We start from the raw sequence: 21,086 nt of genomic DNA, 5'->3' as shown, positions 1-21,086 counted from the left end.
GCCATGTTCTTCACCTACCTCCGGCGCGAGCTGCGCCGCCGCAGAAAGGCGGCGCTCGTCGTCGCCTCCGGGCTCGCCCTCGGCATTGCGCTGGTCATCGTCGTCAGCTCCGTCTCCTCCGGCATGAGCAAGGCCCAGGACAAGGTCCTCGAATCGCTGTACGGACTCGGCACGGACATGACCGTCACCAAGGCGGCCACGGCGCCCAAGTCCGGTTCCACCGGCCGCCCCAGGTTCGAGTTCGACGCCAAGGACGACGACGACGCGACCCAGAGCACGGACCGGGTCATGGTCCAGGGCTTCCAGACCCTGGCCTCCTCCACGGTCACCGAGGTCGGCGAGCAGGACGGCGTCGCCGGTGCGGTCGGCGGGCTGAGCCTGTCCGTGATGAAGGTGGACGGGCAGTTCAAGCGCGGCGAGTTCAAGCAGGAGGGCGGTACGGGCCAGGGCGGCGGCGGACGCGGGCCCGGCGGCGGCAGCGGCATGCCGCAGGGCGAGGTCAGGGGCGGCGGCGCCTCCTTCGACGTCAACTCCTACACGGTGTACGGAACCGACGTCACCCAGCAGGACCTCGGCCCGCTCACCTCCTCGAAGATCACCTCCGGCCGCACGTTCAGGACGACCGAGACGAACGCCGAGGTGGCCGTGGTGGATGCCGCGTACGCCAAGGAGAAGAGCCTCGCCACCGGCAAGACCGTGACCGTCCACGGCACGAAGTTCACGATCATCGGCGTCTCGACGGCCGACAGCGGCGACGCCGCCGCCAACCTCTACATCCCGCTCAAGCAGGCCCAGACCCTGTCCGACTCGAAGGACAAGGTCACCACGGTCTACGTGAAGGCCGCGGACTCGCAGCGGATCGACACCGTCAAGTCGGCCATCCAGAAGAACATCTCCGGCACCACGGTCACCACCTCCGCCGACCTCGCGGACACCGTCTCCGGCTCCCTGTCCACCGCGTCCGACCTCGCCGCCGGCGTCGGCACGTGGCTGTCCCTCGCGGTCCTGGCCGCCGCGTTCCTGGTCGCCGGGCTCCTCACCTCCTCCGCCGTCAGCCGCCGGGTGCGCGAGTTCGGCACGCTGAAGGCCCTCGGCTGGAAGAGCGGCCGGGTCACCCGCCAGGTCGTCGGCGAGGCCCTGGTCAACGGCCTCATCGGCGGGGTCCTCGGCATCGCCGTCGGACTGGCCGGCGCCTACGCGGTCACCGCCGTCAGCCCCACGCTCACCGCGGAGCTGGGCTCCTCCGGCGGCGGGGCGCGCGGCGGCATGACGGGCGGCGGGCCCGGCTTCGGCCGGCAGGGCGCGTCCAAGGCCCTCGACATCGCGCTCACCGCGCCCGTCTCCCTCTCCGTCATCCTGACCGCCGTCGCCCTGGCCGTGGCGGGCGGGCTGATCGCGGGCGCCTTCGGCGGCTGGCGCGCCTCCCGGCTGCGCCCGGCGGACGCGCTCCGCCGCGTCGAGTAGCAGCCCGGACCCCACACCCCGTCAGGAGAACACCCATGTACACGCTTCACGGCGTCACCAAGCAGTACCAGCGCGGCAAGTCCACCGTGCACGCCCTCGCCGGCGTCGACCTCACCATCGAGGACGGCGGCCGCCTGGTCATCCAGGGCCCCACCGGCGGCGGCAAGTCCACCCTGCTCCAGATGCTCGGCGGCCTGGACCGGCCCAGCGCCGGGAGCATCGAGCTCGACGGCACGGACCTGGCGAAGCTCAGCGAGGCCAAACTCACCCAGGTGCGCGCGGAGAACATCGGCTTCGTCTTCCAGAGCTTCAACCTCATCCCCACGCTCACCGCCCAGGAGAACGTCGAGACCGCGCTCGTCCCCCTCGGCGTCAAGGCGTCCGAGCGGCGCGCGAGAGCCGCCGAGGCGCTGGACTCCGTCGGACTCGGCGAGCGCCTGGGCCATGTGCCCGGCGAGATGTCCGGCGGCCAGCAGCAGCGCGTCGCCATCGCCCGGGCCCTCGTCAAGCGGCCCAAGGTGCTCCTCGCGGACGAGCCCACCGGCAACCTGGACGAGTCCATGCGCGACGAGATCATGGAGGTCCTGGAGACCCTGTGGAAGGAGCACGGGCTCACCTTCGTCATGGTCACCCACGACAGCGCCCTCGCCCGCCGCGCCCCGCGCCTGGCCACCATCCGCAAGGGCAAGGTCACCATCACGGAGAACGCCGCGGCCTGACCGCATGACCTCAGAGGTAATCGACGCCCTCCGGTCCCCTCGGCAGCATGGAGCCCATCAGCCGAACGGACGACCGCACGGACCGGAGGGCCCCACCATGACCGCCTACGCCATCGCGCACCTGTACCCCGAGGGCCGCCCCGACGCGGAGGTCATCGACTACATCGAGCGCATCCAGTCGACCCTGGACCCGTTCGGCGGCCGGTTCCTGGTCCACAACGCGCCGGTCGAGGTCGTCGAGGGCGCGTGGCCCGGCGCGGTGGTCGTCGTAGGGTTCCCCTCCCTCGGGGAGGCGCGCGCCTGGTACGCCTCCCCGGCCTACCAGGAACTGGTGCCGCTGCGGGCCCGGCACATGGCGGGGGACGTGGTGATCGTGGAGGGCGTCGCGCCGGACTACGACCCGAGGGCGACCGCCGCGGCGCTGCGGGCGGAGGCGGCGGCCACCACGGTGGCGTAACGCCCGGATTTCCGGAACCTCACCGCCGAGGCGGCGCAGCTGTGAGATTCACCACTTCGGCGGCGGCCCGGACGCGGCCGCGACCCGGCCAATCATGCCCGGAACCGGCCTCGTACAAGGCCGTTGGTCCAGGTCCGGGGCGTCCGGGCACCCGATCACCATGTGGATGCCCCGGGCCGAGGCGCCGGGCCACTGGGAGAATCACTACGCCACGACGGTCCTGTTACGCCGCGCTCGCGAGCGGTACACGCGATGTTCCGGCGACACCCTCAATGGGGAGGGGGACCTGGCGCCCCTCGGGACGGGGGCGCCCCCGCGTATGAGCCGACCCATGGAAGGTCTTGATCAGATGCCGGTCACCCCTGACTCCGCCACCTCGCACGCCGCCGAGAACCGCATCATCGAGCCGTTGTACGCCGAGGTCCTGCGCCGCAACCAGGGCGAGAAGGAATTCCACCAGGCGGTCCGGGAGGTCCTGGAGACCCTCGGCCCGGTGCTGGCCAAGCGGCCGGAGTTCGTGGACGCCCGGGTCATCGAGCGCATATGCGAGCCGGAGCGCCAGCTCATCTTCCGGGTGCCGTGGTCGGACGACTCGGGCGACATCCACGTCAACCGCGGCTTCCGCGTCGAGTTCTCCAGCCTGCTCGGCCCGTACAAGGGCGGTCTGCGCTTCCACCCGTCCGTCAACCTCGGCATCGTGAAGTTCCTCGGCTTCGAGCAGATCTTCAAGAACGCCCTCACCGGCATGCCCATCGGCGGCGGCAAGGGCGGCGCGGACTTCGACCCGAAGGGCCGCTCCGACGCCGAGATCATGCGGTTCTGCCAGTCCTTCATGACCGAGCTCCACCGCCACGTGGGCGAGTACACCGACGTGCCCGCCGGTGACATCGGCGTCGGCGGACGCGAGATCGGCTACCTCTTCGGCCAGTACAAGCGGATCACCAACCGCCACGAGTCCGGCGTCCTCACCGGCAAGGGTCTCGGCTGGGGCGGCGCGCTGGTCCGTACCGAGGCGACCGGCTACGGCTGCGTCATGTTCACCGCCGAGATGCTGCGCAGCCGGGGCGAGTCCCTGGACGGCCAGCGCATCTCCGTCTCCGGCTCCGGCAACGTCGCGATCTACGCCATCGAGAAGGCCCAGCAGCTCGGCGCGACCGTCGTCACCGCCTCCGACTCCGGCGGCTACGTCGTGGACGACAAGGGCATCGACCTCGACCTGCTCAAGGAGATCAAGGAGCGCGGCCGCGGCCGCATCTCCGAGTACGCCGAGCGGCGCGGCGCGCACGTGAAGTACGTCGAGGGCACCGGCGTCTGGAACGTCCCCGTCGACGTGGCGCTGCCCTGCGCCACCCAGAACGAGCTGCACGAGGCCGACGCGCTCACCCTGGTGCGCAACGGCGTCAAGGCGGTCGCCGAGGGCGCCAACATGCCCACCACCCCCGAGGCCGTCCGCGTCTTCCAGGAGGCCGGCGTGGCCTTCGCCCCCGGCAAGGCGGCCAACGCGGGCGGCGTGGCCACCAGCGCCCTGGAGATGCAGCAGAACGCCTCGCGCGACTCCTGGACCTTCGCCCACACCGAGCAGCGCCTCGCGGAGATCATGCGCCACATCCACGACTCCTGCTACACCACCGCCGAGAAGTACGGCAGCCCCGGCAACTACGTCGTCGGCGCCAACATCGCCGGCTTCGAACTGGTCGCCGACGCGATGCTGGCGCAGGGGCTCATCTGACCCGGCCTCGACGCACGGAACGGGCCCGGGGCGCTTACCCCGGGCCCGTTCTCGTATCGCTCAGCTCTCCGCCGGGGCCACGCCCACCGGGCAGGAGACGCCCGTGCCGCCGATGCCGCAGTAGCCGCCCGGGTTCTTGTCCAGGTACTGCTGGTGCGCCGGCTCGGCGGGCCAGAACGGGCGGCCCTCGGCCGGCAGGATCTCCGTGGTGATCTCACCGTGGCCGGAGGCCGTCAGCACCCGCTGGTACGCCTCGCGGGAGGCGGCGGCGGCCTCGGCCTGCTCGGGGGAGTGGGTGTAGACCGCGGAGCGGTACTGCGTGCCCACGTCATTGCCCTGCCGGAAGCCCTGGGTCGGGTCGTGGGACTCCCAGAACAGCTTCAGCAGCTCGGTGTACGTGACGATCCGCGGGTCGTACACCACGCGGACGGCCTCCGTGTGGCCGGTGAGGCCCGAGCAGACCTCCTCGTACGCGGGATTCTCCGTGTAGCCGCCCTGGTAGCCGGCGAGCGTCGTCCAGACGCCGTCCGTCTGCCAGAACTTGCGCTCGGCGCCCCAGAAACAGCCCAGCGCGAAGTCGGCGGTCTCCAAGCCCTCCGGGTACGGACCGAGCAACGGGTTGCCCAGGACCGTGTGCCGGGACGGGACGGTGAACTCGGGGGTCGAACGGCCGCGCAGGGCCTCCTCCGGGGTGGGGAGCTGAGGGGTGCGGCGGTGCAGGAACATGCGGGGGCTCCTCCTGGGTCGGCGTGCTGTCCGTACAACGCGCGGAGCGGCCTGCGGATTCCAGCCAGTGCCTGTCTGACAATTACCGCCAGCCGCGTCCCCAACCACACAGGGCAAAACACCTAGGGCCGCGGTACTAGGGCCTGTTTCGAAAGTCCCGCCTGTCCGGCGACGCCTGGCACGCACGCTCGCCGCGTTGTCGGGATCACCCCGATACAACCAGTATCGGGGCGACCCTCCGCCTTGCGATCGCACGCACCAGACGCCGCCGGACCCGCCCTACGGGCGGACGGCGCTACTTTCGAAACACGCCCTAGCGCGGCAGCGACGCCGGGCTGCCGCCGTTGGCCTCGTACCCCGCGACCGCCAGCGCCCGGTACACCGCGTACTCGGCGGCCGGGTCCTCGCTCGCCGTCCACGGCAGCGCGCCCACGTACCCGTCGATGTGCACCAGCTGGTGCACCGCCTCCGACCAGCGCTCCATCCGCACCAGGAACAGCACCAGCAGATGGCGCACGTGCGGCAGCATCGGGTCGTCGGCGCGCGCCGCGTGCACCGCGTACATGGCGCCCTCCACGGCCCGGGTCACCACCTGGCTCTCGTAGAAGCCGCGCACCAGATTGACCTCGGGCAGGTGCTCGTACACCGCGAACAGCGGCAGCCCGGCCAGCAGCGAGCCCTGCGGGGCACGGGCGGCGGCGGCCGTCGCGAAGCGGTCGGCCTCCTCGCGCGAGCCGTGCCACCGCTCGCTCCAGAAGTGCAGCGCCGCGATGTGCGCGCCCAGGTGCGCCGGGGCCCGGTCGATGATCTTCGCCCACAGCCGGTCGAACTCCTCGCCGGGATAACCCAGTCCGCGCGCCACCGCCAGCTCCACGATGTACGGGACCGGGTCGCCCGGGGCCAGCAGGGCGGCCTCGCCGATCACCGTACGGGCCTCCTCCAGGATGATCCGGAAGTCGTCCGTGCCCGCCGTGGACGAGCGCCACGCCTGCTGCACCAGGAACTCCGCGTGCACCGCCGCCGCGCCCGCGTCCTTCGGCGCCTCCGCGCGCCACTTGCGCAGCCACGCCCCGCCGACGCCCGGCTGTCGCAGCAGCTCCAGCGACGCCGCCCCGGCGAACGCCTGTACCCGCTGCCAGCGCAGCTCGCCCTCCTTCGGCGTCCCGGCCAGCAGCTGGGACGCGGCCCGCCACTCCTGCGTGTGCTGCACGACCTCCAGCACGTCCAGCAGATCCTGGTCCGGCCCCGGCGTCCGGACGTCCAGCTCCTCCTGGCGCGCGAAGCCGTAGTCCTGCGGATCGGCGGCGTCGGGGGAGCCGGGCGCGGCCAGCCGGATGCCGCCACCGCGCCGGCGCAGCACGTACGGGCCGATCGCGGCGGTCAGCAGGCACAGCGCGAGCAGGAACCACAGAATCTCCATGCCCCCATTGTCACCGGACGGCCATGTGACCCGTGAGCCCCCTCGTGACGAACTACGCTCGGCCCCATGAGCGACCAGCACAGCTTCGAAACCCGCGCGATCCACGCGGGGAACACCGCGGACCCCCTCACCGGCGCCGTGGTTCCGCCCATCTACCAGGTGTCCACGTACAAGCAGGACGGCGTGGGCGGACTGCGCGGCGGTTACGAGTACAGCCGCAGCGCCAACCCGACCCGCACCGCCCTGGAGGAGAACCTCGCGGCCCTGGAGGGCGGCCGGCGCGGGCTCGCCTTCGCCTCCGGCCTCGCCGCCGAGGACTGCCTGCTCCGTACGCTGCTGACCCCCGGCGACCACGTGGTCATCCCGAACGACGCCTACGGCGGCACGTTCCGGCTGTTCGCGAAGGTCGCCTCGCGCTGGGGCGTGGAGTTCTCCGTCGCCGACACCTCGGACGTGGCGGCGGTCCGCGCGGCGATCACCCCGCGCACCAAGGCGGTCTGGGTGGAGACCCCGTCCAACCCACTGCTCGGCATCACCGACATCGCCGCCGTCGCCCAGGTCGCCCGCACCGCCGGGGCCCGCCTCGTCGTGGACAACACCTTCGCGAGCCCCTACCTCCAGCAGCCGCTGGCGCTCGGCGCGGACGTCGTGGTGCACTCCACCACCAAGTACATGGGCGGTCACTCGGACGTCGTCGGCGGCGCGCTGATCGTCGACGACCCGGACCTGGCCGACGAGCTGGTCTTCCACCAGAACGCGATGGGCGGGGTCGCCGGCCCGTTCGACGCCTGGCTGGTGCTGCGCGGCATCAAGACGCTCGCCGTGCGCATGGACCGGCACAGCGAGAACGCCACCAAGGTCGCCGAGCTCCTGACCCGGCACCCCAAGGTCACCCAGGTCCTCTACCCGGGCCTGCCCGAGCACCGGGGCCACGAGGTCGCCGCCAAGCAGATGCGGGCCTTCGGCGGCATGGTGTCCTTCCGTGTCGCGGGCGGCGAGGAGGCGGCGGTCGCGGTCTGCGACCGGGCGAAGCTGTTCACCCTGGGCGAGTCCCTGGGCGGCGTCGAATCGCTGCTGGAGCACCCCGGCCGCATGACGCACGCCTCGGCGGCCGGCTCCCCGCTGGAGGTCCCGGCCGACCTGGTCCGCCTTTCCGTCGGCATCGAGAACGCGGACGACCTGCTGGCGGACCTGACGCAGGCGCTCGGCTGAGACGTGTGAGCGTGTGAAGGGGCGGGGCCGGAACGCCGGTCCCGCCCGGGCTTCAGACCGGCTCGTCCTCCAGCGACGCCCGGACCTGCTCCCGCAGCTCGGGGCCGTCGGTGTGCTGGTGGACGGAGACGGCGTGCTCGCTCGCGGCGCGCACGACTTCCTCCTCCTCGCCGGTGATCGTCAGCGAGCAGTCCATCTCACTCGGATACTTGCGGCAGTCAGCGATTTTTCGGGTCATGACAGCCTCCTGACCACTCCCTTCCAGGGTAGTCCGGGACGCCCCGCCCGCCGCGTCTACCAGATCTCCACCGGCGTCGTATCCGCCGGAGGCGTCTCCCAGGGCCGAACCGTCAGCGCCCACACCGCGAACACCGCCACGGCCGCGACCAGTGCCAGCAGCCAGAGCCCGCGCAGCGCCCGCCGCCGTCGCAGCAGCCGTCCGCCCCGCTCCGCCGCCGACGCCGCCAGATCGGCGGGCACCTGCGGACGCGGGCCCTCCAGCATCCGGCGCACCTCGTCCTCGCGGCGCCCGGTCCCGCTCACGGCGCGGCCCCCAGCAACCGGGCCGGGCCCCGGCGCGCGGTCGGGTTCCTGGTGCCGCGCATCGTGGCCACCGACCGGCTGCAGACCGCGCGCACCCGGTCCTCGGGCAGCCCGAGCAGGGCCGCCGTCTGCTCCTCCGGGACCCCTTCGTACAGCCGCAGCACCAGGACGAGACGTTCCTGCGGGGTGAGCCGGTCCAGCAGACCGCCGCGCGGCCGGTGGTGGCGCCACGCCTCGCGGGCGAACCGGGCCGCCAGCTCCTGCCGGGTGTGGTTGTACGGGTCCTCGCCGCGCAGTCGCTCCCAGTCGGCGAACGTCCGGGCCAGCGAGGCCGTGAGCAGCCGCCGCGCGTGCGGGTTGGCGCCGGGGCCGTCCGCCGGTTCGGCGGTGAGCAGCGTGGCCGTGTGCAGCAGCCGGCCCGCCGCGCCCGCGACGAAGGACCCGAAGTCCTGGGCGCGGCCCCGCCGCGGGCCCGCATGACGCTCTCGCACACGTCAATCCGAGCGCGCCGCGGCCCTCAGGTCAACCCCCGGGGAACCGGCGGGTGTTCAGTTCGCGGGCGCCGTCTGGTGCGCGGCCTGCCGGGCCGCCAGCGCCGCGTTGAACCGGGTGAGCAGCGCGCAGAACGTGTCCCGCTCCTCCTCGCTCCACCCGTCCGTCACCTGCGCCATCAACTCCCGCCGCGAGTCCCGGACCTCGTCCAGCCGGGCCTGGCCGCGCGGTGACAGCTGGAGCACGACCGCCCGGCCGTCCTCGGGGTGCGAGGTCCGCTTCACCAGGCCGGTGTCCACCAGCGGGGCGACCTGCCGGGTCACCGTGGACGAGTCGATCCCCATCCCGGCGGCCAGCGCCTTGACGCCCATCGGCCCTTCCAGGTCCAGCCGGTTCAGCAGCAGATAGGCCGCCCGGTCCATGGAGTTGCGCACCTGGCCCACCCCGCCGAGGCGGGTCTGCTCGGCCCGGCGGGCGAATACGGCCACCTGGTGCTGAAGGGTGTCGAGAACGTGGTCGGGACCCGGGTTTTCCGGGGCAGCGCCCCCGGAAGGAGACGAGGCAGTCGTCATGTCCTGAGGGGGCATGGCCGGGGGCTCTCTTCGTGCGGTGTCGGATGGGTGGGGGACAGAGTACGCGGCCCCGGGGCAACGCGTACCAGCGCTGCACAAACCTGCGGACATCGGCGCAGGACGGCCCCGCAAGCGGCGGCCGGGACCCCTGCGAGCTGCAAGACTTACGGTATGAACTTCCCGTCGCCCGGCAGCTTTCCCCCTGTGATCCTCGACGACGTGCGGGGGGCGCAGAAGATGCTCTCCGGGGTCGCCAGGGTCACCCCGCTCGAAGGAAGCCGTCATCTCTCGGGCCTCGTGGGCGCGCCCGTCCTCTTCAAGTGCGAGAACCTCCAGCGGACCGGCTCGTTCAAACTGCGGGGCGCCTACGTACGCATCTCGGGACTCACGCCGGTCGAACGCGCCGCGGGCGTCGTGGCCGCGAGCGCCGGGAACCATGCGCAGGGTGTCGCCCTCGCGTCTGCGCTTCTCGGCGTACGCTCCACGGTCTTCATGCCCGTCGGGGCACCGCTGCCGAAGGTGGCCGCCACCCGCGAGTACGGGGCCCGGGTGCGGCTGCACGGCACCGTCGTGGACGAGACCCTGGCCGCCGCGCAGGAGTACGCGCGCGAGACCGGCGCGGTGTTCATCCACCCCTTCGACCACGCCGACATCATCGCCGGACAGGGCACGGTCGGCCTGGAGATCCTGGAGCAGTGCCCCGAGGTCCGGACGATCGTCGTCGGCATCGGCGGCGGCGGGCTCGCGGCCGGCATCGCCGTCGCGGTCAAGGCCGTCCGGCCCGACGTGCGCATCGTCGGCGTGCAGGCGGCCGGTGCCGCGTGCTACCCGCCGTCCCTGGCGGCCGACCGCCCCGTCTCCATCGGCACGCTCCAGACCATGGCGGACGGCATCAAGGTCGGACGCCCCGGCGACGTGCCGTTCGCCCTGGTCAGGGACCTGGTGGACGAGGTGCGCACGGTCTCCGAGGATGAGCTGTCCAGCGCCCTGCTGCTCTGCCTGGAGCGGGCCAAGATGGTGGTCGAACCCGCGGGGGCGAGCCCGGTCGCCGCCCTCCTCAGCGACCCGAAGGCGTTCCAGGGCCCGGTGGTGGCGCTGCTCTCCGGCGGCAACGTGGACCCGCTGCTGATGCAGCGCATCCTCACCCACGGCATGGCGGCGGCCGGCCGCTACCTCAGCCTGCGGCTGCGGCTCACCGACCGGCCCGGCGCGCTGGCCGCGATGCTCGGCGTGCTCTCGGTCGCCGACGCCAACGTCCTGGACGTCAGCCATGCCCGTACGGACCCCCGGCTCGGCCTCACCGAGGCGGAGGTGGAGCTGCACCTGGAGACGAAGGGGCCCGAGCACTGCGACGACGTGAAGGCGGCGCTGCGGGACGCGGGCTATCTGGTGATGGGCTGAGGAGGCGGGTCCCGCTCGTGTGTTCACCGGGCGTCGCACCCCGGGCGTCCCTAGGATCTGGATCCGAGAGGTAGCCATCCGAACGCACTGGGGGAATCCCACATGCCAGGCGCCATCTACGCCGAAGGGCTCGTCAAGACCTTCGGTGACGTCCGAGCACTCGGGGGCGTCGACCTCGACGTGCCGGAGGGGACCGTACTCGGGCTCCTCGGCCCCAACGGGGCCGGCAAGACGACCGCCGTCCGGGTCCTGACGACGCTGCTCAGGCCGGACAGCGGCACCGCCTTCGTGGCGGGGATCGACGTCCTGAAGAACCCCAACGAGGTGCGGCGCTCGATCGGGCTCTCCGGCCAGTTCGCCGCCGTCGACGAATACCTGACCGGCCGCGAGAACCTCCGCATGGTCGGCCAGCTCTACCAGATGAGCGGACGCGCGGCGAAGGCAAGGGCGGGCGAACTCCTCGACCGCTTCCACCTGTCCGACGCGGCGGACCGCCCCGCCAAGACGTATTCCGGGGGCATGCGCCGCCGCCTCGACCTGGCGGCGGCGCTCGTCGTCTCCCCGCCGGTCATGTTCATGGACGAGCCGACGACCGGCCTCGACCCGCGCAACCGCCAGCAGCTCTGGGAGGTCATCGAGGAGCTGGTGGCCGGCGGCACGACCCTGCTGCTGACCACGCAGTACCTGGAGGAAGCGGACCACCTCGCCCACGACATCTGCGTGATCGACCACGGACGCGTCATCGCACGCGGCACCTCCGACCAGCTCAAGGCCCGCATCGGCGGCGAACGCGTCGAGGTCGTCGTACACGACCCCGGGCAGATCGAGCGGGCCCGCACCGTCCTGACCCGCCTCGGCAAGGGCGAGACCGCCGTCCTGCCGAACATGCGCAAGCTGACCGTTCCGGTCGACGGCGGCGCGAAGCTCCTCGCCGAGGTCATCCGCGACCTGGACGCCCAGGGTGTGGAGATCGACGACATCGGACTGCGCCGCCCCACTCTGGACGACGTGTTCATCTCGCTCACCGGCCACGCGGCCGAACAGGAGAAGAACGAAGCCGGGACTTCCGGATCGGAGACGGAGAAATGAGCGCCCTCAGCGAAGCCCGTACGGCCGCCCCGCGGCCGGGCGGCGGCATCGGCCAGTCGGTCCGCGACTCACTGGTCATCGGCAAGCGCAACCTCATCCGCATGACCCGGATCCCCGAGATGATCCTGTTCGGGATCATCCAGCCGGTCATGTTCGTGGTGCTCTTCACCTACGTCTTCGGCGGCTCGATCGCCATCCCGGGCGCGGGCGTCAGCGCGAGCGCGTACAAGGAATTCCTGATGGCCGGCATCTTCGCGCAGACCGTGACCTTCGCCACCGCGGGCGCCGGCGCGGGCATCGCGGAGGACATGCACAAGGGCCTCATCGACCGGTTCAGGTCGCTGCCGATGGCCCGGGGCGCCGTGCTGACCGGGCGGACCCTGGCCGACCTGGTGCAGACCGCCGTCACGCTCGTCGTCCTCGCGGGCGTCGCGCTGCTCGTCGGCTGGCGCACCCACGAGAACATCGGCAAGGTCCTCGGCGGCTTCGGGCTGCTCCTGCTCCTCGGCTACGCGTTCACCTGGATCGGCGCGCTGATCGGCCTGACCGTCCGCACCCCGGAGGCGGCCACCTCCGGCGGCCTGATCTGGCTCTTCCCGCTGACGTTCATCTCGAACGCCTTCGTGCCGGTCAACGGCATGCCGACGTTCCTCCAGTACGTCGCCGAGTGGAACCCGTTCAGCGCGACGGTGGCGGCCGCCCGGGAACTGTTCGGCAACACGATCGAAGGCGTCCCGAAGTCGGTGACCGGCGCCTGGCCGATGGAACACCCCGTCTGGGCCTCGCTGATCTGGTCCGTGCTGATCATCCTGGTCTTCCGGACCCTGGCCGTACGCAAGTACCGCTCGGTCTCCCACTGAGGACCCCGGACACGGAAGGGCCCCGGCCGCACCGCGCGGCCGGGGCCCTCTCACGTACGGGTCAGCCGGTGTACGGCTTCGCCGACAGGATCCTCACCGTGGCGGTCCTGCCGTTCGGCAGCTCGTAGTCGGCGTCGTCACCGGTCTTCTTGCCGTTCACGCCCACGCCGAGCGGCGACTGCGGCGAGTACGTCTCGATGTCCGCGCTCGCGTACTCACGGGAGGCGAGCAGGAAGGTCATGGTGTCGTTCTCGTCGCCGTCGAAGGCGATCGTCACGACCATGCCGGGCTCGACCACGCCGTCGTCGGCGGGCGCCTCGCCGACCTTCGCGTGCTCGAGGAGCTGGGTCAGCTGGCGCACCCGGAGCTCCATCTTGCCCTGCTCCTCCTTGGCCGCGTGGTACCCGCCGTTCTCGCGCAGGTCCCCCTCCTCACGGGCCGCCGCGATCTTGACGGCGATCTCCGTGCGCGCGGGACCAGACAGGTACTCCAGCTCGGCCTTGAGCTGGTTGTACGCCTCCTGCGTGAGCCAGGTGACGTTTTCGCTGGTCTGGGTCACAGGGTGCTCCTCGTCGGTACTGGGAATACAAAGCAACGCCCTACCCGCAAGCATGCGCCGCTCCGGGTGGGCGAAACCACGAGCCTAACAATTCACTGGGAAAAGGGGGAGAAGGTAAAAGTCCCGACTGCGGAAACCGCAGGTCAGAGCCGGGTAAATGGGGTTACGACGGGCGTGCTGCGGTCAACGCGACGCCCCGCCGTCCTCCGTGCAGCCCAGCAGTTCGACGGCGGTCGCCCGGGAGGTCGTCCGCAGGGTCAGGATCTTGTCGATCCGGTCGCTGTCGTCGTCGAAACGGAAGTCCTTGCGGGCGACCTCCGTACCGTTCTCGCTCAGTGAGCGGAGGGTGCAGTAGCCCTGGTCGTCACGGCCCTTGCGGACCTCCAGGTGTACCTCGACGCGGTCGTCCGAGGTGACCTTGAACTTGATCATCTCGGCGCTGAGGCCCTTGCCGCCCACGTAGTCGAAGCCGATCCAGCCGACCACGCCCAGCAGCGCGACGCCGAGCACGGAGCCGATGATCTTGAGTTTGCGGTCCGCGCGCTGGTCCGCCGAGCGGCCGTAGCGGTTCTCGGGAAGCGCCTCGCGCACCGCCGTCATGATCGTTCCTCCCGTACCGGGGATCGAGGAATTTTCCACCCCCCGGTTCAGTCACTATAGAAGCCGCCCACCCGTCACCCGACCGCCGCCCCGAGACCGGCGTCCCTGCGGGACGGCACCTTTGATGGCGACCAATGACTGAGGATCGAGTCTTGACTGAGCAGCTTCGACTGATGGCCGTACACGCTCACCCCGACGACGAGTCGAGCAAGGGCGCGGCCACCATGGCCAAGTATGTGTCCGAGGGGGTGGACGTGCTGGTCGTGACCTGCACGGGAGGCGAGCGCGGCTCCATCCTCAACCCGAAACTCCAGGGCGACGCGTACATCGAGGAGAACATCCACGAGGTGCGCCGCAAGGAGATGGACGAGGCCCGGGAGATCCTGGGCGTCAAGCAGGAGTGGCTGGGCTTCGTGGACTCGGGCCTGCCCGAGGGCGACCCGCTGCCGCCGCTGCCCGAGGGCTGCTTCGCCCTGGAGGACGAGACCGTCGCGGCCGGCCGCCTCGTCGCGAAGATCCGCGCGTTCCGGCCGCAGGTCATCACCACGTACGACGAGAACGGGGGCTACCCGCACCCCGACCACATCATGACCCACACCATCTCGATGATCGCCTTCGAGGGCGCGGCGGACACCGAGAAGTTCCCCGAGGCGGAGTTCGGCCCCGCCTGGACGCCGCAGAAGCTCTACTACAACCAGGGCTTCAACCGGCAGCGGACGGTCGCCCTGCACGAGGCCCTGCTCGCCCGCGGCATGGAGTCGCCGTACGGGGAGTGGCTGGAGCGCTGGAAGGAGTTCGGCCGCCCCGAGCGCACGCTGACCACGCACATCCCGTGCGCGGACTTCTTCGAGATCCGCGACAAGGCGCTGATCGCGCACGCCACGCAGATCGACCCGGACGGCGGCTGGTTCCGCGTTCCGATGGACATCCAGCGGGAGGTCTGGCCGACCGAGGAGTACGAGCTGGCGAAGTCTCTGGTCGATACCTCCCTCCCCGAGAGCGACCTCTTCGCGGGCATCCGCGACAATGCCTGATATGTACGCGACTCAGGCACTGACGAACCTCGTCCCGCTCGCCGAGGAACTCGACAAGAACAAGGTGACCCCCGGGGTCCTCGGCTTCATCGTCTTCGCTGCGCTCGCCGTGGGCGTGTGGGCGCTCATGAAGTCGATGAACCGGCACATGGGGCGGGTGAACTTCGAGGAGACGCCGGAGGCGGAGCCGGCGTCGGAGGAGCCGGCCGAGCCGGTGTCCGCGAAGCGGAAGTAGTACGGCGGGGCGGGGAGCGTACGGATGGTGCCCCCGCCGCCGTCGTCCGGCTGAAGGACGCCCTCAGTCGCCGGGCGGGCCCGACGGGACCCTCACGCCCATGATCTCCCGGGTCCGGCGTGACGGGACCAGGTCCAGGGACCACGCCTGCCAGCCCGATTCCAGGTCGGCGCCCCGGTCCAGGACCACCCGGTAGGTGTCCGCGCAGTGGTCCACCTCGGGGTCCCTGGCCGAGTGGCCGGCCGCGCGGAGTTCGGCCAGCTCCTGCTGGGCGACCACCGTGCCCACCTCGACGCCGCCCGGCGAGGCGTACGGCAGTAGCGTGCAGCGCAGGAGGCGCGCCCAGTCCGCGCCGCGCGCGTCCCCGTACGACTCGAACAGGGCGACCGCCTCGTCGCACAGCCCGAGGGCCTGGGGCGTGCGCTGGTTGCCCGCGTCGATCAGCGCGAGGTCCAGGCAGGCCCACGCCTCGCCGTGGGCGACCCCGATGCGCCGGAAGTCCGCCCGCGCGTCGGCCAGCAGCTGGCGGGCGAACCCGGAATTGCGCAGGTTGCCCGTCTGCGCGGCCCGCTGGTCGCGGGTGACGCGCCCCGAGTGGTGCCGGGCGCAGGCGAGGCCGTACACATCGCGCATCCGCGAGAACATCGTCCGGGCCCGCTCCAGCTGCCGTACGGCTTCCACCGTGTCGCCGTGCTCCTCCAGCGCCTGGCCCAGGTGGTACCGGGTCCACGCCTCGCCGCGCGCGTCCTCGTTGTCGCGGTGGTGGGCCAGGGCCGCGGTCAGCTGCTCGACGGCCGCGGCCGGGTCGCCGGCCAGCAGCCGGGCCCGGGCCAGCTGGGTCGTCGCCCACGCCATCCCGCGCTCGTCACGGGTCCGCCGGTACAGATCGAGGGCGGCGCGCAGCGCGGCCTCCGCCCGCTCCGCGTCGCCCAGGCGCAGCCGGACCTGGCCCAGCTGGAACCGGGTCCACGCCTCGCCGTGCAGCGACTCGCCCTCGCGGTGCAGGGTGAGCGCGGTGTCCAGGAGGGCGACCGCGTCGGCCAGATTGCCCCGGTCGCGCTCGACGGCGGCCAAGGCGTGCAGCGACCAGGCCCGGTCCGCGTCCTGCCCGGCGGCGAGCTGGAGCTCCATCGCCTCGCGGAGCCGGGCCGCCGCCTCGGTCAGGTTGCCCTGGTGGTGCAGCGTGATGCCGAGGGAGCACAGCGCCAGCGCCGTACCGGCGTCGTTCTGCGCCTCCCGGTACAGGCCGACGACGGAGGACAGCGTGGTGCGGGCCTTGTCCAGCTCGCCGAGCTGCCGGGCGGCGATGCCCGTACGCCACCGCACCGACCGTTCGAGGAGGCCCTGGTCGACCGCCTGCGTCAGCTCGCTTATCTCACCCAGCCGGTAGAGGTCGCCGCGCAGCAGGCAGTAGTCGCACAGCGCGCCGAGCAGCGCGAGCACCGCCGCCTGGTCGACGCCCTCCGCATGGCGCAGGGCCGAGGTGATGAAGCTCGACTCGTCGTCCAGCCAGCGCAGGGCCGCGTCCAGCGAACCGAAGCCGTGCGAGCCGAACTGGCCGGCCCGGGTCGACATCTTGCCGTCCACCATCCGGATCACCGCGCCGGCCAGCTCCGCGTAGTTCGCGATCAGCCGTTCCTGCGCGGCGGCGCGCTCGGCCGGCTCCTCCTCGTCCAGCAGCCGGGCCAGGGCGAAACCGCGCACCAGGTCGTGCAGGCGGTAGCGGGAGCCGCGCACGTGGTCGAGGAGCCCGGCTTCGGACAGGGCCGTCAGCAGCCGGCCGGCCTCCTGCTCGTCGGCGGAGAGCAGCGCCGCCGCGGCGGCGGCGCCCAGGCTCGCCCGGCCCGCCAGCGCGAGCCGCCGCAGCAGCCGCCTGGCCTGCGCGGACTGGTCGGTGTACCGCAGCCACAGGGCGCGCTCGACGGGCGGTACCGGACCGTACGCGGCGAGGTCGGCGGCCAGCACGTCCGCCGTACGCGCCCCGAGCGCCGACCCGGCGACACGCAGGGCCAGCGGCAGCCCGCCGCACAGCTCGGTGATCGCCTCGCTCGACGGATAGTCGTACGGGCCCGGCTCCGCCTCCTGCGACACCCCGCGCAGCAGCTCCTCCGCGCCGCCCGGATCGAGCGCCCCGACCTCCAGCCGGTGCACCCGGGCGGGCAGGGAGTCCGGCAGGTCCAGCGGCTCGCGGGCGGTGACCAGGACCAGGCTGTCGGAGCGCTCCGGGATCAGCGTGGCGACCTGTTCGGCGTCCCGGGCGTCGTCCAGGACGATCGTCACCGCCGTGCCCGTCAGGTGCTGGTGGTACAGCTCGCCGAGCCGGCGCACCTGCTGCTCGGCGGACGCGCCGTCCCGGAACAGCAGTTGCTCGCGGGGGGCGCCCAGCCGGTTCAGCAGATGCAGCAGCGCGTCCCGGGTCGGCAGCGGTGCCTCGCCCTCGGCGTCGCCGCGCAGGTCCACCACGCACGCGCCCTTGAACTGGTCCCTCAGCTCGTGCGCGGCCCGCACGGCGAGCGTGGTGCGCCCGGCGCCCGGGGGACCGTGCAGCACGACGACGGTCGGCTTCGTCTCGGTGGACGCGCGGGCGGCGTGCACCCACTGGCCGATGCGGGCCAGCTCGCCCCGCCGCCCCGCGAACAGCCCGTCGGCCGCCGGGAGATGACCGAACGACTGCTCCAGGAGCGACCGCATCCGCGCCGCCGCACTGCGGTCCCCGCCGCGCAGCGGGGTGCGGGTCCTGGCCGCGGCCTTCTTCGCCGGGGCACGGGTGGCGGCGGCCAGCATCCGCTGCTGGTCGAGGAACGGTCGGATGCCCCGTACGTCGAGGGCGGCCAGCCACTGGAGCCGCAGCTGGTCCGGCCGGGCGCCCGCCGGGGTGGCGGGCCGGTGCGACGCGGTGGCCTTGGCGACCGTGGCGGTGGCCCCCGCCACGGCGACGACCGCCCCCGCGCCGAGCGCCAGCCCGGACGCCGTACCGAGCGCCACATCGGCGCCGAAGGCCGCTGCGGCGGCGACACCGGTGACCAGTAACGGCGTCGCCATGCTCTCCCGGCTGAACCGCTGCCCGCCCGCCGAGGCGTCGAGCGCCCGCACGTACGCCGCGTACTCCTCCGCCGCGCCCTCCGCGATGGTGTCGAGGGCGGCCCGCGCACGGGTCAGCAGGACGGACGGATCCGTCCGCCCGCCGCTGCGCCGTGCCTCCTCCTCCACGGCCCGTACCAACAGCCGCTCCGCATCGGCCCGGTGGCCGTCCCGCATCCGCATCCGTGTCCCCCTCCGGCTCCGCTGGTCGCGGGGTCCAGTGTCCTTCGTACGGCGCGCCCGCGCGAGGGAGGACGCGCGACCCGCCGACGGCGAACGCCGCTGGGCCGCACGCCGGTTGGGTCCAGTGCGCCTCGTCGTCGCGGAATCCGGGGCGCGCTCGGGGGTGTGAACTTGCGCACCCAGTAGCCGGCGGTGCTCACACCTCTCGGACGATCACGCCGTTTCCGCAGAGCTTCGACCAGTCGTCGCGGTCGGAGGTCAGGACGATCACGGGGGCCGGGACGCGGAGCGCGAGCGCGGCGACGAGGGCGTCGACAGCGTACTTGTGCCCGTGCAGCCCGCCCGCGTCCTGGAGCGACGCGACGGCGGTCAGGGAGTCCTCCTGGCTGACCGGTTCCACCCGCAGCCGGGAGAGCACCCACTTCAAGCGCGCAAGATCGGTCTTCCCGTGTACGGCCTCAACAATGGTCAGCGCGGACACGAGCACGGGTACCCCAGCCTGCCGGGATGCCTCGATACGGGCCGCCATACCGCGGTCGTTGCGCAGGAGCAGGGAGAGCGCCTCGGAGTCGAGCACCAGCGAGCGGGCCGGCTGCTCCTTCACGCGGCGCCCCGCTCGGCGTGCTCATCTCCGAACAGCTCGCGTCGAGCGGCTTCGATTTCCTGCTCCGTGAGCGCGCCGTGCTCTTCTTCATGGGCCGCGACGATCTCGGCGAGCCCATCCATGGCGAGCTGATGCCTGACGGCCTCGGTGACGTAGCCGGAGAGCCCGCGGCGGCCGGTTCGGGCGCGGAGCTCACTGACCAGGTCGGCGGGCATGGACACGGAGATGTTCAAGGAGCTTGAACAGTCCGGGACCGTTGAGGCTCAGCCCAGTGTCTCGCGGCGGTCCCCGTGCCCGGGCGCGGCGCTGTGAGAGGCTGGCCCGCATGAACCGGTTGGCTGGTGTGACCTCGCCGTATCTGCTGCAGCATGCTGACAATCCGGTCGACTGGTGGCCCTGGTCGTCCGAGGCGTTCGAGGAAGCCGGAAGGCGGAACGTTCCCGTCCTGCTCAGCGTCGGGTACTCGTCCTGCCACTGGTGCCACGTCATGGCGCACGAGTCGTTCGAGGACGAGGCGACCGCCGCTTACATGAACGAGCACTTCGTGTCCGTCAAGGTGGACCGCGAGGAGCGGCCCGATGTGGACGCGGTCTACATGGAGGCGGTGCAGGCGGCCACCGGGCAGGGCGGGTGGCCGATGACCGTGTTCCTCACCGCGGACGCCGAGCCGTTCTACTTCGGGACCTACTTCCCGCCCGAGGCGCGCCACGGGATGCCCTCCTTCCGGCAGGTGCTCGAAGGGGTCACCGCCGCCTGGACCGACCGGCGCGACGAGGTCGGGGAGGTGGCCGGGCGGATCGTGCGGGACCTGGCCGAGCGCAGCCTCGCCCACGGCGGGGACGGGCCGCCCGGGGAGTCGGAGCTCGCGCAGGCGTTGCTCGGGCTGACCCGGGACTACGACGAGAAGCGGGGCGGGTTCGGCGGGGCGCCCAAGTTCCCGCCGTCCATGGCGCTGGAGTTCCTGCTGCGCCACCACGCCCGCACGGGCGCGGACGGGGCGCTTCAGATGGCCGCCGACACCTGCGCGGCAATGGCCCGGGGCGGGATCTACGACCAGCTCGGCGGCGGGTTCGCCCGGTACGCCGTGGACCGGGAATGGGTCGTCCCGCACTTCGAGAAGATGCTGTACGACAACGCGCTGCTCTGCCGCGTCTACGCCCACCTCTGGCGGTCCACCGGGTCCGCGCTCGCCCGGCGGGTGGCCCTGGAGACGGCCGACTTCATGGTGCGCGAGCTGCGGACGCCCGAGGGCGGGTTCGCCTCCGCGCTCGACGCCGACAGTGAGGACGCGCACGGCAGGCACGTCGAGGGCGCGTACTACGTGTGGACGCCGGAGCAGCTGCGCGAGGTGCTGGGCGAGGAGGACGCCGCGTTCGCCGCCGAGCACTTCGGGGTGACCGACGAGGGCACCTTCGAGGAGGGCTCCTCGGTGCTCCAGCTGCCCGGCGACCCCGACGACCCCCGCGCCGCCGGCGTACGGGAGCGGCTGCTGGCCGCCCGGGAGGAGCGCCCGCGCCCGGGGCGCGACGACAAGATCGTCGCCGCCTGGAACGGGCTCGCCATCGCCGCGCTCGCCGAGACGGGCGCCTTCTTCGACCGGCCCGACCTGGTCGAGCGGGCCACCGAGGCGGCCGACCTGCTGGTGCGGGTGCACATGGGGCCCGTCGCCCGGCTCGTACGGACGTCGAAGGACGGGCGCGCCGGTGACCACGCCGGGGTGCTGGAGGACTACGGGGACGTCGCCGAGGGCTTCCTCGCGCTGGCCGCGGTCACCGGCGAGGGGGCCTGGCTGGAGTTCGCCGGGTTCCTGCTGGACATCGTGCTCCAGCACTTCCGGGGCGAGGGCGGCCAGCTGTACGACACGGCCGACGACGCCGAGCGGCTGATCCGGCGCCCCCAGGACCCCACCGACAGCGCGACCCCGGCCGGCTGGACGGCCGCCGCCGGGGCGCTCCTCTCGTACGCCGCGCACACCGGCTCCGGGCCCCACAGCACCGCCGCCGAGGAGGCGCTGGGCGTCGTGAAGGCGCTGGGCCCGCGCGCCCCGCGCTTCATCGGCTGGGGGCTCGCGGTGGCCGAGGCGCTGCTCGACGGGCCGCGCGAGGT

The 21,086-nt window shown here is 72.4% G+C and carries 22 protein-coding genes; 11 read left to right on the top strand and 11 right to left on the bottom strand.

The window, feature by feature from the left end; all coding sequences use genetic code 11:
• The first annotated feature begins 3 nt into the window (after positions 1–3).
• The 4 genes from G3I41_RS22590 (at position 4) to gdhA (ending at position 4,369) form a co-directional block, all read left to right on the top strand.
• Entirely contained in the window at positions 4–1,464 is a 1,461-nt protein-coding gene (locus tag G3I41_RS22590) for an ABC transporter permease (protein WP_164402226.1), read from the top strand.
• Positions 1,465–1,499: 35 nt separating this feature from the next.
• Positions 1,500–2,183, top strand: coding sequence for an ABC transporter ATP-binding protein (locus G3I41_RS22585; protein ID WP_164402225.1), 684 nt, complete (start codon positions 1,500–1,502; stop codon positions 2,181–2,183).
• Between the two features lie 97 nt (positions 2,184–2,280).
• Positions 2,281–2,640, top strand: a complete 360-nt coding sequence (locus G3I41_RS22580) for a DUF1330 domain-containing protein (RefSeq protein ID WP_164402224.1) — start codon at positions 2,281–2,283, stop codon at positions 2,638–2,640.
• 349 nt (positions 2,641–2,989) lie between these two features.
• Positions 2,990–4,369 carry an NADP-specific glutamate dehydrogenase gene (gdhA, locus tag G3I41_RS22575; RefSeq protein WP_164402239.1) on the top strand — a complete coding sequence of 460 codons (1,380 nt, stop codon included), beginning with the start codon at positions 2,990–2,992 and terminating at the stop codon, positions 4,367–4,369.
• Positions 4,370–4,429: 60 nt separating this feature from the next.
• On the opposite strand, the gene msrA is transcribed toward gdhA, so the two are convergent.
• Both msrA and G3I41_RS22565 read right to left on the bottom strand, forming a co-directional pair.
• Positions 4,430–5,095, bottom strand: a complete 666-nt coding sequence (gene msrA / locus G3I41_RS22570) for a peptide-methionine (S)-S-oxide reductase MsrA (protein ID WP_164402223.1) — start codon at positions 5,093–5,095, stop codon at positions 4,430–4,432.
• 313 nt (positions 5,096–5,408) lie between these two features.
• Positions 5,409–6,515, bottom strand: a complete 1,107-nt coding sequence (locus G3I41_RS22565) for a hypothetical protein (protein WP_164402222.1) — start codon at positions 6,513–6,515, stop codon at positions 5,409–5,411.
• 66 nt (positions 6,516–6,581) lie between these two features.
• Between G3I41_RS22565 and G3I41_RS22560 the strand changes: the two genes are divergently transcribed.
• Positions 6,582–7,727, top strand: coding sequence for a cystathionine gamma-synthase (locus G3I41_RS22560; RefSeq protein ID WP_164402221.1), 1,146 nt, complete (start codon positions 6,582–6,584; stop codon positions 7,725–7,727).
• Positions 7,728–7,779: 52 nt separating this feature from the next.
• Here G3I41_RS22560 and G3I41_RS22555 read toward each other — a convergent pair whose 3' ends face one another.
• The 4 genes from G3I41_RS22555 to G3I41_RS22540 are packed head-to-tail and all read right to left on the bottom strand — an operon-like array spanning position 7,780 to position 9,349.
• Positions 7,780–7,965, bottom strand: coding sequence for a DUF1059 domain-containing protein (locus G3I41_RS22555; protein ID WP_164402220.1), 186 nt, complete (start codon positions 7,963–7,965; stop codon positions 7,780–7,782).
• Between the two features lie 56 nt (positions 7,966–8,021).
• On the bottom strand, positions 8,022–8,270 hold the full coding sequence (locus tag G3I41_RS22550) for a hypothetical protein (RefSeq protein WP_164402219.1): 249 nt from the start codon (positions 8,268–8,270) through the stop codon (positions 8,022–8,024).
• Entirely contained in the window at positions 8,267–8,761 is a 495-nt protein-coding gene (locus G3I41_RS22545) for a sigma factor-like helix-turn-helix DNA-binding protein (protein ID WP_164402218.1), read from the bottom strand. Before G3I41_RS22545 ends, G3I41_RS22550 begins: the two co-directional genes overlap by 4 nt.
• A 57-nt stretch (positions 8,762–8,818) precedes the next feature.
• On the bottom strand, positions 8,819–9,349 hold the full coding sequence (locus G3I41_RS22540; protein WP_164402217.1) for a MarR family transcriptional regulator: 531 nt from the start codon (positions 9,347–9,349) through the stop codon (positions 8,819–8,821).
• 156 nt (positions 9,350–9,505) lie between these two features.
• Here G3I41_RS22540 and ilvA point away from each other — a divergent pair, with 156 nt between their 5' ends.
• The 3 genes from ilvA to G3I41_RS22525 all read left to right on the top strand — a co-directional run bounded on the left by ilvA (position 9,506) and on the right by G3I41_RS22525 (position 12,684).
• Positions 9,506–10,735 carry a threonine ammonia-lyase gene (ilvA, locus tag G3I41_RS22535; RefSeq protein ID WP_164402216.1) on the top strand — a complete coding sequence of 410 codons (1,230 nt, stop codon included), beginning with the start codon at positions 9,506–9,508 and terminating at the stop codon, positions 10,733–10,735.
• Between the two features lie 102 nt (positions 10,736–10,837).
• On the top strand, positions 10,838–11,824 hold the full coding sequence (locus tag G3I41_RS22530) for an ATP-binding cassette domain-containing protein (RefSeq protein WP_164402215.1): 987 nt from the start codon (positions 10,838–10,840) through the stop codon (positions 11,822–11,824).
• Positions 11,821–12,684, top strand: coding sequence for an ABC transporter permease (locus G3I41_RS22525; protein WP_164402214.1), 864 nt, complete (start codon positions 11,821–11,823; stop codon positions 12,682–12,684). Before G3I41_RS22530 ends, G3I41_RS22525 begins: the two co-directional genes overlap by 4 nt.
• A gap of 61 nt (positions 12,685–12,745) precedes the next feature.
• Here the strand turns inward: G3I41_RS22525 and greA are convergent, their stop codons facing one another.
• Positions 12,746–13,243 carry a transcription elongation factor GreA gene (gene greA / locus G3I41_RS22520; RefSeq protein WP_164402213.1) on the bottom strand — a complete coding sequence of 166 codons (498 nt, stop codon included), beginning with the start codon at positions 13,241–13,243 and terminating at the stop codon, positions 12,746–12,748.
• Positions 13,244–13,426: 183 nt separating this feature from the next.
• Complete coding sequence (locus G3I41_RS22515) at positions 13,427–13,843, bottom strand: DUF4307 domain-containing protein (protein ID WP_164402212.1); 417 nt, start codon at positions 13,841–13,843, stop codon at positions 13,427–13,429.
• 152 nt (positions 13,844–13,995) lie between these two features.
• Between G3I41_RS22515 and mca the strand changes: the two genes are divergently transcribed.
• On the top strand, positions 13,996–14,877 hold the full coding sequence (mca, locus tag G3I41_RS22510; protein ID WP_164402211.1) for a mycothiol conjugate amidase Mca: 882 nt from the start codon (positions 13,996–13,998) through the stop codon (positions 14,875–14,877).
• 1 nt (position 14,878) lies between these two features.
• Complete coding sequence (locus tag G3I41_RS22505; RefSeq protein ID WP_164402210.1) at positions 14,879–15,112, top strand: hypothetical protein; 234 nt, start codon at positions 14,879–14,881, stop codon at positions 15,110–15,112.
• A 63-nt stretch (positions 15,113–15,175) separates the two neighbouring features.
• Here the strand turns inward: G3I41_RS22505 and G3I41_RS22500 are convergent, their stop codons facing one another.
• The 3 genes from G3I41_RS22500 to G3I41_RS22490 all read right to left on the bottom strand — a co-directional run bounded on the left by G3I41_RS22500 (position 15,176) and on the right by G3I41_RS22490 (position 19,195).
• Positions 15,176–18,376: a tetratricopeptide repeat protein gene (locus tag G3I41_RS22500; RefSeq protein WP_164402209.1), complete on the bottom strand. Its 3,201-nt coding sequence runs from the start codon at positions 18,374–18,376 to the stop codon at positions 15,176–15,178.
• A gap of 196 nt (positions 18,377–18,572) precedes the next feature.
• Entirely contained in the window at positions 18,573–18,980 is a 408-nt protein-coding gene (locus G3I41_RS22495; RefSeq protein ID WP_164402208.1) for a PIN domain-containing protein, read from the bottom strand.
• A complete protein-coding gene (locus G3I41_RS22490) occupies positions 18,977–19,195 on the bottom strand; it encodes a hypothetical protein (RefSeq protein WP_164402207.1) in 219 nt (72 codons plus the stop codon). The genes G3I41_RS22495 and G3I41_RS22490 overlap by 4 nt, the downstream gene beginning before the upstream one ends.
• Positions 19,196–19,305: 110 nt before the next feature.
• Between G3I41_RS22490 and G3I41_RS22485 the strand changes: the two genes are divergently transcribed.
• Positions 19,306–21,086: thioredoxin domain-containing protein (locus tag G3I41_RS22485; protein ID WP_164402206.1), on the top strand; the 1,781-nt coding region annotated here is incomplete at its 3' end.

This window comes from Streptomyces sp. SID9727, from assembly GCF_010550605.1.
GTDB lineage: Bacteria > Actinomycetota > Actinomycetes > Streptomycetales > Streptomycetaceae > Streptomyces.
Note: the sequence above shows the minus strand (reverse complement) of the source record. Positions and strands in the feature narration are given on the sequence as shown.

Coding starts and splice junctions, on each gene's coding strand:
- G3I41_RS22580 (WP_164402224.1), top strand. CDS start 2,281: ATGACCGCCTACGCCATCGCGCACCTGTACCCCGAGGGCCGCCCCGAC.
- ilvA (WP_164402216.1), top strand. CDS start 9,506: ATGAACTTCCCGTCGCCCGGCAGCTTTCCCCCTGTGATCCTCGACGAC.
- G3I41_RS22500 (WP_164402209.1), bottom strand. CDS start 18,376: ATGCGGATGCGGGACGGCCACCGGGCCGATGCGGAGCGGCTGTTGGTA.
- msrA (WP_164402223.1), bottom strand. CDS start 5,095: ATGTTCCTGCACCGCCGCACCCCTCAGCTCCCCACCCCGGAGGAGGCC.
- G3I41_RS22540 (WP_164402217.1), bottom strand. CDS start 9,349: ATGCCCCCTCAGGACATGACGACTGCCTCGTCTCCTTCCGGGGGCGCT.
- G3I41_RS22590 (WP_164402226.1), top strand. CDS start 4: ATGTTCTTCACCTACCTCCGGCGCGAGCTGCGCCGCCGCAGAAAGGCG.
- G3I41_RS22560 (WP_164402221.1), top strand. CDS start 6,582: ATGAGCGACCAGCACAGCTTCGAAACCCGCGCGATCCACGCGGGGAAC.
- G3I41_RS22515 (WP_164402212.1), bottom strand. CDS start 13,843: ATGACGGCGGTGCGCGAGGCGCTTCCCGAGAACCGCTACGGCCGCTCG.
- G3I41_RS22530 (WP_164402215.1), top strand. CDS start 10,838: ATGCCAGGCGCCATCTACGCCGAAGGGCTCGTCAAGACCTTCGGTGAC.
- G3I41_RS22525 (WP_164402214.1), top strand. CDS start 11,821: ATGAGCGCCCTCAGCGAAGCCCGTACGGCCGCCCCGCGGCCGGGCGGC.
- gdhA (WP_164402239.1), top strand. CDS start 2,990: ATGCCGGTCACCCCTGACTCCGCCACCTCGCACGCCGCCGAGAACCGC.
- G3I41_RS22505 (WP_164402210.1), top strand. CDS start 14,879: ATGTACGCGACTCAGGCACTGACGAACCTCGTCCCGCTCGCCGAGGAA.
- G3I41_RS22555 (WP_164402220.1), bottom strand. CDS start 7,965: ATGACCCGAAAAATCGCTGACTGCCGCAAGTATCCGAGTGAGATGGAC.
- G3I41_RS22490 (WP_164402207.1), bottom strand. CDS start 19,195: ATGCCCGCCGACCTGGTCAGTGAGCTCCGCGCCCGAACCGGCCGCCGC.
- G3I41_RS22585 (WP_164402225.1), top strand. CDS start 1,500: ATGTACACGCTTCACGGCGTCACCAAGCAGTACCAGCGCGGCAAGTCC.
- G3I41_RS22565 (WP_164402222.1), bottom strand. CDS start 6,515: ATGGAGATTCTGTGGTTCCTGCTCGCGCTGTGCCTGCTGACCGCCGCG.